At 39.8% G+C, this 13,986-nt stretch carries 7 protein-coding genes; all 7 read left to right on the top strand.

All coding sequences use genetic code 11. The features are described 5' to 3' along the window. The first annotated feature begins 10 nt into the window (after positions 1-10). Positions 11-442, top strand: a complete 432-nt coding sequence (locus tag AC3Z9T_RS19340; RefSeq protein WP_490127719.1) for a YbaY family lipoprotein — start codon at positions 11-13, stop codon at positions 440-442. 312 nt (positions 443-754) lie between these two features. Next, a complete protein-coding gene (locus AC3Z9T_RS19335; protein ID WP_490127718.1) occupies positions 755-8,515 on the top strand; it encodes an Ig-like domain-containing protein in 7,761 nt (2,586 codons plus the stop codon). A gap of 398 nt (positions 8,516-8,913) precedes the next feature. Continuing rightward, positions 8,914-9,708, top strand: a complete 795-nt coding sequence (locus AC3Z9T_RS19330; protein ID WP_490127717.1) for a class I fructose-bisphosphate aldolase — start codon at positions 8,914-8,916, stop codon at positions 9,706-9,708. Positions 9,709-9,719: 11 nt separating this feature from the next. Next, the gene (locus AC3Z9T_RS19325; RefSeq protein WP_369514835.1) at positions 9,720-10,277 is read left to right on the top strand and encodes a glycerol-3-phosphate responsive antiterminator; all 558 of its coding nucleotides are present in this window, start codon (positions 9,720-9,722) and stop codon (positions 10,275-10,277) included. Between the two features lie 147 nt (positions 10,278-10,424). Further along, positions 10,425-11,972, top strand: coding sequence for an FGGY-family carbohydrate kinase (locus AC3Z9T_RS19320; protein ID WP_490127716.1), 1,548 nt, complete (start codon positions 10,425-10,427; stop codon positions 11,970-11,972). 18 nt (positions 11,973-11,990) lie between these two features. Further along, positions 11,991-12,752, top strand: a complete 762-nt coding sequence (locus AC3Z9T_RS19315; protein ID WP_490127715.1) for an SDR family NAD(P)-dependent oxidoreductase — start codon at positions 11,991-11,993, stop codon at positions 12,750-12,752. Positions 12,753-12,797: 45 nt separating this feature from the next. After that, on the top strand, positions 12,798-13,790 hold the full coding sequence (locus AC3Z9T_RS19310; protein WP_490127714.1) for a 2-hydroxyacid dehydrogenase: 993 nt from the start codon (positions 12,798-12,800) through the stop codon (positions 13,788-13,790). Positions 13,791-13,986 lie beyond the last annotated feature (196 nt).

Raw genomic sequence — 13,986 nt, 5'->3', positions numbered from 1 at the left:
GAGCACAACAATGATTGCATTTATAAAAAGCAAAAAAATAATACTGTCGCTATGCTTATTAATACTAGCAATATCTATTTCAGGTTGTTCAAAAAATTTTATTGAACAAAAAAATAAAAATAATTTCATGCAATTAGAAGGACATATCTATGCTAAAACAATGGATATTCCTAGTGAGGCAACGGTCACACTGTCTATTACACCTTTGTTAATAGAAGAAAACACAAAGCCTGATAGCCTCAATTATCAATTTACCACTAAAAACGCCAGCCGAACCGCTGAGTTTAAAATGGCAATACCTAAAAGTCTCTATCATAAAGGACAATGGGGTATCAGTACTCGAGTAGAAAAAAGCAATCAACTCATTATGATGAGCAGTGAAATTACCCCGCTACCCGAGAAAGCATCTGATAAAGTCATACTTACTGTGATTTCAAACTGATTTATATTTCCTGAAACTCTATTTATTACTGTAAGCATAATAAAAACACATTAAAAGAAGACCCTAAGATAATAACAAAATGGATATCATCCAAAAAATGAATAGACAATATCTGAATTCATAATAAATCCTGATTAGTCATAAATACATCATAAGATAAAGTAGTACCATTATTCATTAATACACATCCAAGTGTCATTAAATAAAATATTAATGACCCAACCATCGCTCGCTTGAATATAAATTAGCGAGCTATAGCACCACTATGTCTTTTTCCATTCAAACTAATTATGTTTTCTTCGGAGTGATTCAATGAAAACTGAAATACCAGCAACATTTCCTAAACGCCTTAAATTAGTTGCGTGGTTAAATATTGCGATCCAAGCAAGTTTCCCTATCGCATCAGTATTTACCCCTATTATCTCAAGCAGCCAACAAGATAATATCCGTTTTTTAGCAAAAGAAAATGCATTAATCGACAGACAAACACAAATTTATACTTTAACCGAAGGTGAAAACACCCTTTCTGTCGCCAAAAAATATAATATGAGTATCGATGCTTTACGCAAACTCAATCAATTTCGCACCTTTGCACATGGCTTTGATAACCTACAAGCAGGCGATGAATTAGATGTGCCCATGGCTGCTCTACCAACCATCGAATGGCATACTGAAACTAAACCTGAAAAATCACAAAATAACCAAGAGCAAAATATTGCTAACTTTGCCTCACAGGCAGGTCAGTTTTTATCGAACAATCCAAGCAAAGACAGTGCATCAGCGCTTGCGCGTGGTATGGCAAGTGCGACAGCCAACAGCTATTTACAGCAATGGTTTAGCCATGTTGGTAATTCACGCATTCAATTAGATGTCGATGAAAGCTTTGCGCTACAAAATAGCCAAGTCGACTTGTTAATACCACTGTATGATAAGAAAGATAAGTTACTGTTTACTCAAGGTAGTCTGCACCGTACTGATGGACGAGCGCAAACTAACCTTGGCTTAGGTATGCGCTGGTTCCAACCTGATTATATGTTAGGTGCAAACAGTTTCCTTGATTATGATTTATCACGCAGCCATTCACGCATGGGGCTTGGTATTGAATATCGCCGTGACTATCTGAAATTAGCCGCTAACAGCTATCATCGTTTATCTAATTGGAAAGATTCTAAAGACTTAGAGGATTATCAAGAGCGTGCGGCTAATGGTTGGGATATTCGCAGTGAAGCTTGGTTACCGAGTTACCCTCATGTCGGCGCAAAACTCAGCTATGAACAATACTATGGCGATGAAGTCGGATTATTTGGTTCAGATAAACGCCGAACTGATCCACAGGCACTCACTGTTGGCCTTAGCTACACCCCCTTCCCATTACTGACCATTAATGCAGAGCGACGCCGTGGTACATCAGATGAGCGCGACTCGAAAATTGGTTTACAGCTCAATTACCAGTTAGGCACCGCATGGCAACAACAAATCAATCCTGATAATGTTGCTGCATTACGTACATTACAAGGCAGCCGCTACGATTTTGTCGATCGCAATAATAATATTGTGCTCGAATATCGTAAAAAAGAAGTGATCAACTTATCTGTCAGTAGCCCGATCACCGGCTATGCAGGTGAAGAAAAACCGTTAACCTTTACAGTAAATAGTAAGTATGGTTTAGATCGTATTGAGTGGTCTGCACCGCAGCTGATCGCAGCGAATGGCCAACTGATTGATAATAAAAAAGGTCAATATCGCGTTAAGCTACCTGACTATCAAGTCGGAAAGCAAGCAACTAATAGCTATATTATTAATGCAGTTGCCATTGATAAACAAGGTAACCGTTCAGCGAATACCACCGTTCAAGTCACTGTAAATCAGGCCGCCATTTTTGCAGGTAATAGTCACGTTTCGCCCAACAACTTTACCTTAGCTGCCAATGGCAAAGCACAACAAAAAATTACCATCACGATTAAAGATAGAAACAATCAACTGGTTGATGTTGCTGCCAATGAAATTAGTTTAAGAACCACGTCAGCAACACCGCAACGCATTCGTGCTGCGATGAAAAAAACCTCTTCAGCAACTGAAAATCCGCCTGTTAAAGTTTCTGAGTTTACCCGTGTTTCTACAGGGCAATACAGTGCCACCATTACTTCAGGTACCAAACCAGAATCCATCACCTTGACCCCTGTTGTACGTGACATATTACTCACATCAATCAATGTAACCTTGACTGCTGATAGCCAAACTGCACATTTAAGTGAACTCAAACTGATTAAAAATGGCACTACAGCGAATGGATTAGCGGAAAATCAATTAAAATTTAAAGTGATTGATGCTCTTGGATACCCACTCATTGCACATCCTGTTAAATTTGAAATCGCTAAACCCGCAAAAGTAGCAAAACATCTCGAAACCAATGAGCAAGGTGAGATTTTTCTTCCAATCACCAGCACCGCTGCGGGCGAAACAACGTTAACAATTAATTATGGCGGCTCAGTTAAACAAACCGTCCCTTTAACCTTTATCGCTGATCAAACAACAGCAAAAATCAATTCTACTGATTTTAAAATTACCCCAAATACAGCCATTGCTAATGGTTTCGAAGCAATAAATATCGCAACCATTATCACCGATGCCAATAACAACCCAGTTCCTAGCTTTACCGTCAATTTTGACAGTGATAATGGTAAATTGACCGAGAAAACGGTTAAAACAGACGGTAAAGGTATTGCGAAATCATCATTGACCAATACAGCCGCTGGTAAAACTTTAGTCACTGCGATAGTGGGGGCTAAACGTTTTGATAAATCAGTGACTTTTACCAGTAATAAAAATAGCGTGCAGTTTAAGCAACCATTGCAAACTTCGCCATCAACACCACAACTTGCTGATGGTAAAGCAAAATTTACGGTTACTGCGATTTTAGTCGATGCCAATAGTAATCCATTAAAAAACATGGCGATGACTTGGCAATCAAATCAAAACAAAGTAACCACACTCAGTGGATCAAGCAATAAAACAGATGACAATGGTCAAGCGAGTATTACCGTAGCAAGTACTCTAGCAGGTGAAAATGTCATTACCGCCACAGTTGATGGCACGGCAGTTAAGCAAGATACCAAACTCAACTTTATTGCGGATAAAACTACCGCAACAATAGCGGCATCTGATTTGGACATTCCTAATAAAAACACATTTGCTGATGGTAAAACACCAAAAACGATTACCGCAAAAGTAACGGATCTCAAAGGTAATATTCTGCCTAACATGGATATTGAATTCATGACAACTGGCGGTAAATTTGTTGGCAGTAAAACGGATAAAACGACGACGGCTAAGACAGCAAAAGATGGTACTGCCACAGTCGAATTAACCAATACAAAAGCAGAAACAGTGACTGTCTCAGCAAAAATCAACGGTAAGATAGCGAACAAAACCACCACATTCATCGCCAATGTCACTAACTCGCAAATAACCACCTTACAAGCTAGAAACAATAACGCTATTGCTGATGGTAAAGCAGAGATCATCTTTGAAGCCTATGTGAAAGATGACCAAGGAAACCCTATTGAAAATGCCACTATTGATTGGTCTTCAGATCAAAATAATCGAGATGTGCAATTTCATAACACAGGTTATAAAACCGATAAAAATGGCTTTTTAACCGTCTCAGTCACCAGCTATAAAGCAACAAATGTCACTGTTACCGGGCACTTAGCAGGTCAAAAGAAGCCAGCAACAGCCGTCACTTTTATTGCAGATAAATCTACTGCACAACTTTCATCATTTAATACATTACCTGCGACTATCATCGCTAATGATGCAGATAAAGTTGCTATAAGAACGCAAGTTACCGATGCAAACAATAACCCTCTGAAAGGTATCGATGTCCATTTCCAAGCAGGTACTGGAAATAAAATGTCCCCCGAAATATCTCAATCAGATCAAAATGGTTATGTTGAAAGTATGCTCACGACTAGCAATATTTCTGACGTAATAACTATTTCAGCAAATATTAATAAAGAAACACCAATCACAAGTACTATCAAGTCAATTGCGGATAGCAAAACAGCAACTGTTGAATTACAAAAAGTTAGCACACCAGTGACTGTCAGTAATTTAGGCGAAAGTAGCGGAGTAACATTAACCGCGATCGTTAAAGATGGCAAAGGCCATATATTAAAAAATATGCCTGTTACTTGGTTCCATGATAAAAATGAACTCAGTACCAATATCACCACAACCAATGAAAAAGGTGAAACATTCGTTATCTTGCACGGTACGCAGGCGGGTGAAACCACCGTTACCGCAAAACTACATACTGGCAAAGAAAGTCAGCAGAAAATTATCTTTAAAGCAATTGCAGCGGATGAAAAACGCAGCCTGCTGACGATGGAACCAAGCACGATTACTGCAAATAACAACGCCAAAGCTATTGCAACATTAACATTGTTGGATAAATGGGATAACCCAGTGACTGGTCAAGTTGTTACTTGGAGTTCATTAAATAAAAAAGTTAAATTTTCTGATCAGAAAGAACTGAGTGCCGGTATATATCAAGCAAGTATAACAGGAGATGCTATTGATATTCATACCATTACCGCACAATCAAAAACAGTACAAAAACAGGCTGAGATTGGTTTCGTTGCCGATAGCTCTACCTACCATATCAGTAAAATAGATTTTAATAAGCTAAGTACCAATGCTGATGGAATTTCTACAATAGAAGTCACTGCACAGGTTATAGACGCAAGTCATCACAATGCAGGTCAGGGAGTCGCTATTGGCTGGCGTTCTGATATTGGAAAACCAGAGCAATTAATCAGCAAAACCGATAACCGAGGAACTGCGATTGTTAAAATAAAAAGCACTCAAGCAGGTACAGGGAAAGTCAAAGTACTTTTAGGTGATAATGAAGTAGAGAGTAAAGACACAATTACCTTTACTGTTGGTGCAATATCTAAACGTAAATCCACCGTTAACCTTTTTTCTGGCATCATCAATGCAGGCTCTGGGGAAACTAAACTAACAGTAGCAGCAAAAGATGAGCAAGGTAATCCGTTAGGTAACTTAGCCAGCAAAATTCAACTTTCTGATCCAGCTAACTTAATAACATTGAAGTCTGCCTTCAGAGAAATAAAATTAGGAACTTATGAAGCTATACTTAGTGCAACCAAAGCACAAACAACCCAATTAACCCTGCATATTAACAGCCAAGAGATTGATGAAAAACCGACTCTAGTTATCCAACCTGAAAGCAAAACTGCGCAGATAAAAGGAAAAATCGGAGCCACTCCAGCATCGGCAACTGTTGGGAAAAATGTGACCTACTCTGTTGAATTAGAAGATAAATACCACAATTCATTAAAAGCAGGTGAAGTGATTTTCTGGAGTACCAACGATGGCACAATCATAAAAGGAAGCAACCAAACCCTGACCAATTCACACGGTGAAAGCAGTATCGTAGTTACACGAGAAACGGTCGGTGATGCTAAAGTCACAGTCAGCTTGGGTTCAAACCCGAGTTTTAAAGGGATTGAAACCTCTGTACCCTTTACGCAATCTGCAATTGATGTAAAAAAATCAACCGTCAGACTAGCCAAATCAACCATCAATGCGGGAGAAACAACCACACTCACCGTGACCCTCAAAGACCAATATGGCAACTTACTGCATGGTTTTGCAAAAGAAGTCACCGCAAAAAGCAACAACACTGATGTTACGATTGGCTCAGTAACAGAGAGTTCGCGTGGCGTTTATACTATGGAAGTCACATCGAAAAAAATCGCTAAAGCTGAAATATCGGTCCAAGTATCAGGTAACTCATTATCAGATAAAGAAAATATTACCGTACAAGGGAATGCTACACTCTGGAAAATCAGCCAAGTTAAAGTTGATAATGACATCTTAAAAGCCGGTGATCCAACAGGTGTTACCTACTTTGCAACAGTCGTTGATGAATTTGACAATGTTCTGCCAAAGATCACGGTGGCTTGGCATCTTGAAGGTAAGGCAGAAAAATATGATTTAGCCACGATCACTGATACATCAGGTATTGCCAAAGTAAAAGTGACTAGCAATACCATTGGTGAGCTAGTTATGACCGCCGCTCTAACCAAAGGCAAGGAGCTTCAAGCCAAAACAGTCACTGTGGTACAAGGGGATATCAATCCAGCAAACTCCACTTTAGCCAGCGATAAAATGGAAATCGGTGCTGATAATACGGAGACAATGACTCTTATTGTCAAGGCGGAAGATGACTTTGGTAATCCAATTAAAGGTGCAAATGTCACTATCGAAAGTAATAATCCTAACTTTATTATCAAACAGCCATTGATTGATAATAAAGATGGCTCATACCAAACGACAGCGACTTCAAACAAACAAGGCACTTACACCCTGACGGCTAAGGTTGATGGAAAACCACTTAAAACATTAACCGTAAAATCAGGAGCAGCGAATCCAGTATTGAGCTTTAAAAACCAAGATAAAAACACAGTATATTCCTCAAAATCTTATGATGAGCAAATGACTGTGGATGGCTTACCTCGTGGTGCAGTTCCTGTATGGGAAAGTAGCAATACTAGCGTAGCATCTGTTGGTAATGACGGTAAGGTGAAATTACATAAAGCGGGTATTGTAAAAATCACTGCCCGTATTCAAGGCAACGGGGTTTATAATTCAGCAGCAGCGAGTTATAAATTAAATATTGACCGAGCTGATCCACAATTACATATACCTCAGAGTGCGCTTAATGCAACATGGGGTGATATTGGTGATAAACAGGCTCAAGCCGTCTTTAATAATCCTGATACAAACAGCACTAAACCGATAATTAAATTCTCAATTGACGATACGAATATTGCAACTATTGATGAAAACAGTGGTGCAATTACTCAGAAGAAACCAAGTCCAAAAACTGCCACAATTACGATTAAATCAGTAGAAACAGATCAATTTAAAGCTGACAGTAAAACTGTACCTTATCAATTAGGAAAAACTCGCTTCAATATAGAATTCGAAAGTAATATCCAGAAAATCGCTTATAACAACACAAGTTCTCAGAAATTAAAGACAAAGAAACCAATCCCAAATCACGCTGATATCGTTTGGGAGTCAGGAAATCTGAATGCAATTAAATTAACCCCTCAAGGCCATATAAATAGCTTGGGGCAAGGCGAATCTCGTTTAACCATGAGGCTTAAATCAAATGATTACTTTGAAGAAAGTAGTGGGTCATATGTCGCAAAAGTTTATACTCAACCTAATGTTACCATAAATAATGTTAGTTATGGTAATAACGGTAATACTGATATTGATGCAGGTAAATGGGCTCCCGTGTATACAGATGATAACGTAAAAGTTTCATGGAGCAGTAACAGTAAAACTGAGTTTGATAAAGCCCAAAAAGCAACTATTTTATTTAAAATAAATGGTAAAGAAGTAGACCGTTATTCAACTTCATCCTTGGATAAAATGATAGTAACAGAATTAAAAGCAAATAAAGACTACATAGGGAAAAACCTTGAAATTGAATTAATTGCAGAAAGCGACTCCGGTTTTAATATACCAAGGAAAGAGCATAAATCTGTATCTGTTACAGGCACTAAACCCGATGAAATAGGAAAGATAACGGTATCTACAACCACTAAATATTTTATCAATAAACCTGGTTTACCTTCAGAAACTAATTGTGTAGTACCTGGCGATATATTTGCTAATAACCGATTTGCGATTATTTTTCCTAAGGTAAAAATAGACCTTTACCATAAAGGTAAAACACTATTGCAACAAATATCTGTCGATAATAAGATAGCCAAGAATAAATATACAGGCCATAACAGCTTTAGTCCTAGCGATGGTAATAGTGATGGTATTACTTATCCAACAATATACTCACCAAATTCAAATGGCGAATACAAACACACTGATGACCAGCTAAAACAACTCAAACGCTATACAATTAAACAACAATGCTATACAAATCACAGCGGGAGTGGAAAAATTGATACAACTCTGAAATTTATAAATTCTAAAACCCCGATAGAAACTGACTTCACATGGAAAGGGAAGTCATAAAATAAGAAAACTAATAATTAGGGGCTTCTGTTCCCTAATTATTAATTCATTGTGAGTAAAAAATTTAACGCGACCCTTATCACAATTTCGCAACATTCATTAGACAACGCAAACTCGGGTATGGTAGAGATAATAGCTATACCCAGTTTATTAAAATTAACTTATTTTCAATAACAGCTAACTTTAATAAACTGACTGACAGATTAATTTTCCGATTAAAATCAACTAATAAGAAAATTACCTATCAGTGTGAAAAAGACGTTATCCAATACCGATTAGGTTTGCTATTTTTCGCCACAAAAACGAAAAACAGCAAACCACAGGGTCAGTGAACTGAAAGCCCTCAGAGATCAACATGGTCTCTGAGGGCTTTTTTTATTTTTTATAAAGGAAATATTATGTCTAAACAACGCCGCTTATCCAAAATTTTTGCAAAAGATGGTAAATCCGTCACACTGGCACTCGACGGTTATTTTTTCTCCACCAAAACCGCAGGCATCGATAACACCATCAAAAGAATGCCTGAACTGGCTGCTAACGGTTTAGATTGCGCCTTAATCACTTATGGTATGGCAAGAAACTATGCAGATGCGTTCAATGATGTTTCAATCGTGCTACGTGTCGATTCTACAGTCAATGTGTATGACAACAGCGTGCCTGATACCCAACAAGTTTTTGGCGCAGAAGAAGCACTAAAAATGGATGCTGACGGTATGGTATGCATGACTTTCCCAGGTGCATTCAACGAAGAGAAAACCCACGCCATGACGGCAAGATTGGTCAAACAAGCTGAACAATGGAACATGCCATTTATCGTTGAATCACTGCCATATGGCTATGCGGTCACTAGCCCTGAATCCAACGAAGCCAAGGTGATTGCTGACTCTGCCCGTATCGCCGTTGAACTCGGTGCCGATATTATCAAAACCCGTTTCTCCGGCACGCCAGACGACTATTTGATTGTTGAAGCCTCAATGGTGCCAGTATTAGCACTCGGTGGGCCAAAAACCGATACACTGAGTTACTTCAAATTTGTTGAGCACTGTATGAAGATGGGTGCCAAAGGCGTTGCCGTTGGTCGTAACATCACCCAAGACCCGAAACCTGTTGCGATGGTGGCTGGCCTTAACGCCATTATCCATCTCGATGCATCACCTGAAGAGGCATTTGCGCTCTATCAAAATAAAAATTAGGAACCATTAGAATGAACTTAAATAACACCATCATCCCATCCGTCCGCAACTATAAATATTTCGAGCGCGCGCTTGCGAGCCACTCTGAATATATTTTATTGCCAGACGCCGATATCGGCAATTTACAGTCGATGATTGGGAAATGCCATAAAGCGGGGAAAAAGGTGTTAGTCCATTTGGAATTATTAGGTGGATTTAAACCAGATCAAGCTGGCGTCACCGTATTAAAAAACTTTTATAAGGTGGATGGTGTTATTTCGTCAAATTTTACCGCCCTACGTTATGCCAAAAAAGAGGGGCTAGAAACTATATTTCGCGTGTTATTAGTGGATTCACGTTCATTGGAGCAGGCCAGCAATATGGTCAAAAACTATTCCGTGGATGTGGATGCAATTGAATTATTACCCGCTGAATATGCTTGTACCTGTTTTGATTTATTAAAACGCAGCTTTAACCAAGCCAATACGCAATTTATTGCTGGCGGCTTTGTTAAGCGAAAATACTTAGTTGAAAAGATTTTTTATACCGGTTTTAACGGCATTACCACTAGTGAACACACATTGTGGTAATAAAAATTTGAGTTGTAAACCCTACACGCCAACACCATTACAGCTCAAATAATTAAAATAATGATAAACCCAAAATAAACGTTCTACAGCGATTCACAATAAGACAATAACGTTGTATAGCGAAATATGCAGGGTAAGAGGAACATCATGAACAATAAAAAATACATTATGGGGATCGATAATGGCGGCACGGTGACTAAAGCCGCTATCTACGATCTCGAAGGCCAAGTACTGTCTATTGCGTCCAACACCACCCGTATGATCACCCCAAAACCCTTTTTTACCGAAAGGGATATTGAGGAATTATGGCAATCAAACCTTTTAGTTATCAAAGAAGTCCTCAAAAAATCCGCCATTGATGCAGCTGATATTATTGGTATTTCAGTCACTGGGCATGGCAATGGTCTCTATTTGGTTGATGAACAGGGAAAACCGACTCGTAACGGTATTATTTCCACCGACAACCGTGCCAAAAAATATGTCGAGCAATGGTATCAATCACCTAAATTTGAAAGTGACATTCTGCCTAAAACTATGCAATCGATTTGGGCAGGACAACCTGTCGCCCTACTCGCTTGGCTGCAAGATAACGAACCTGAATCACTAGAAAAGGCTCGTTATATTTTTATGGTGAAAGACCTGATCCGTTTCTACCTGACTGGCGAAGCCACGCAAGAGCTGACCGATATTTCAGGCACTAACTTGATTAACGTACGCGATCGCTGCTACGACGATGAATTGCTTGCTTTTTGGGGCGGGCTATCGTGGAAAGACAAACTACCACCTATCAAATTATCCACTGACTGCTGCGGTCGCATCACAGAAGAAATCGCTGCACTAACTGGCCTCAAAGCAGGCACACCCGTTTCTGGTGGTATTTTTGATATTTCAGCTTCTTCATTGGCTTCAGGTATCAACCAAATCAACAAATTAGCCATTGTTGCAGGAACATGGAGCATCAACGAGTACGTCACCGACAAACCAGTAGTGGATAAAGACTTGTTTATGACCTCGATTTATCCAATGGAAAACCGCTGGCAAATCACTGAAGCCAGCCCGACGTCTGCCAGTAATTTAGAGTGGTTTATCACCCAATTTATGGCAGCGGATAAGCAACTCGAAGAAGCCAAAGGCAGTTCGGTGTATGAGCTGTGTAATCAGCTAGTGGCTTCCACCACGCCAGATGAGAGCCAATTGATGTTCTTCCCATTTGTGTTTGGCTCAAACACCATTCCCGATGCCACCGCAGGTTTTGTTGGTGTCACTAGTTTCCATCAACGCGCTCACTTCCTACGTGCTATCTATGAAGGCGTCGCATTTAGTCACCTTTATCACGTCGAGCGACTACGCCGCATTAACCCACAATTAAGCAATGTGATCCGTATTGCAGGTGGTATTACTCATTCACCGGTTTGGCTGCAAATTTTTGCCGACATCTTCCAAAGCCAATTAGAAATCGTTGATGTGAAAGAGCATGGCACCCTTGGAGCAGCCATGACCGCAGCAGTGATGGAAGGCTACTTCCCTGATGTATTTGCGGCATGTGATGCGATGGTCAAAGTGTCTGAAGTGATCCACCCACAAACCGATAAGCAAGCCGTCTATGCCAAGAAATATGCCATGTACAAACGCATGCTAGATGATATGCAACCGACGTGGAAATCACATAACCACCAGCAACCTATTGATGCTTAATTAAGGAGTTAGTTGACCATGGAACTCAATTTGCAACGTAAAAATGCGCTGGTCACGGGCGGTGCAACTGGCCTAGGACGTGAATTGGTGCGATCACTAGTAAAAGAAGGCGTTAACGTCTGTTTTACCTATCGCAGCCACCCAGAAGCCGCATTGGCGTTAGTTGAAGAGTTAAATGGTTTAGATGGCGTTAATGTGATTGCTATCCAAACCAATTTAGGCGACAGCCAAGAGATCGACGCGTTGTTTGAACAGGGACTCACTCACTTTAAACAGTTCGACATCCTGATTAATAATGCAGGTATTTGGCCGACAGGTATGGTTGCTGATATCACACTGAAAGAATGGGATAACGTGATGAATATTAACCTAAAATCCGTTTTCCATTTAAGCCAATTATTTATTAATCAATGTTCAACCAAGCAAATAACCGGTTCAGTGCTGAATATCACCTCGCAAGCGGCGTTTCATGGTTCAACCACAGGCCACTCACATTACGCCGCCAGCAAAGCAGGTTTAGTCGCCTTCTCTATATCACTGGCGCGTGAGGTTGCTAAGCAAGGTATTAATGTTAACAACATTGCCGTTGGCATTATGGATACAGAAATGATCCGCGGCAATCTAGAAAAAGACCCGCAATATTATCTGAATCGCATTCCAGTTGGGCGTGTCGCCTCCCCCACTGAGATTGCCGATATTGGGGTATTTTTAGTTTCAGAAAAAGCCAGTTATATGACGGGAGCAACCATTGATGTCACTGGTGGGATGTTAATGCGCTAGCCCCTAGGGCAACAACAAATTTGACAAAAAAGTTTGGAGAACAACATGAAATGTCTGGCAATCGCCGATCTATTTATCGATAAACCGACCATGGAAGCGGGGCTAGAAAAGCTGCGCCAACAAGGCTATGAGGTTACCGTTCGTCAATGGGCACACCCTTCTATCGAAAAACTGCAAGAAGACAACTTGCAAGTTGAGCAACACGGCGCCGAAGCGGTGGCATTACCCGCAGATTTATATTCAGATTTACAAGATGTTGAGTTAGTGATCACTCAATTCGCCCCAGTGAATAAAGCAGTGATCGATAAGCTGCCAAAACTGAAATACATCGGTGTATTACGTGGCGGCATCGAAAACATCAATAAAGACTATGCGGAAAGCAAAGGCATTGAAGTCATGAATACGCCAGGGCGTAACGCACGCAGTGTGGCTGAATTTACCGTTGGCATGATGTTAGCTGAAACACGCAATATTGCACGTGCACACGATGCCTTAAAGGACAAATATTGGCGTAAAGATTTTGTTAATGCAGATGTAATACCAGAAATTGGCGGTAAAACCGTTGGGTTAATCGGCTTTGGTCATATTGCTCAATTAGTGGCTAAATTCCTTAAGGGCTTTGATGCCAACGTCATATTTTACGATAAATACGTTGACCATGTTGACGGCTACACCAAGGTCGATTCACTCGAAGATCTGGTCAAGGTCGCGGATATTATTTCACTACACGCGCGTTTATCCCCTGAAACGCAAAACTTGATCAACGAAAAACACTTTAAATTAATGAAACCTACTGCGGTAATTATTAATACTGCACGTTCAGGTTTAATTAATGAGCGCGACTTACTGCAAGCGCTAAAAGACAAACGCATTATGGGTGCCGCTATCGATACCTTTGATGATGAGCCATTAAAAGAGGAGAGCGAATTTTATCTATTAGACAATGTGACCATCACGCCCCACATGGCAGGCAGTACCTTAGATGCATTTAGTAATACACCAAAACTATTTGCCGAGATATTTTTAAAACAACAATAATTAATTTAACCAACAGAACGTCGATAAAAAAATATAAAAAATAAACGATAGGGTGAAACCTGTCAGGGGCACCCTATACCCTACAAAAATAAACCCTATGTATTTTGAGTCATTATAGCAATTGAAAATCAATAAGTTACTTGTTTAGTTATTAGATTTTTACTCTAAATACAGTGGATAAATATGCTCTAAATAG

The sequence above is a fragment of the Providencia sp. 6390 genome (assembly GCF_058148425.1).
The sequence above is the reverse complement of the archived record's forward strand: the minus strand, read 5'-3'. Positions and strand labels throughout refer to the sequence as shown.